The organism is Planctopirus hydrillae, from assembly GCF_001707835.1.
Classification (GTDB): domain Bacteria; phylum Planctomycetota; class Planctomycetia; order Planctomycetales; family Planctomycetaceae; genus Planctopirus; species Planctopirus hydrillae.
Genome location: NZ_LYDR01000104.1, coordinates 1 through 314, shown reverse-complemented (window position 1 = coordinate 314; position 314 = coordinate 1). Strand labels below are relative to the sequence as shown.

Here is a 314-nt window from a genome sequence, read left to right as displayed (position 1 = left end):
AGCATCGGACTGGCCGACGAGGTGCTGTACTTCTTCCTCGTCGAATCCGGCATCGTGTTCCTGACGGCCTATATCGTCGGCGTCCTGAGCGCCGGACTTGCTGTCGCACTGGTGATCCCGCAGATCGCCACGCTGAGCGCCTGGGGCCAGGCCGCCGGCATGGTCGCCGCCTTCATCCCGGCCATGGCCATCGTCGGCGCACTTGTTCCCGTGCACCGCCTGCTGCAACAGCGCCCGGTCGATCTGCTGGGGGGCCGATGAGCGCCTGCGCGAAGAGGAGAGGGGTGCAGCTGGGATGCGATACGGATTGAGCT

Annotated in this window: 1 pseudogene; it reads left to right on the top strand. The window is 66.6% G+C overall.

The window, feature by feature from the left end:
- Nucleotides 1–261, top strand: a pseudogene (locus tag A6X21_RS25895) (ABC transporter permease); the annotation flags it as partial.
- Nucleotides 262–314 lie beyond the last annotated feature (53 nt).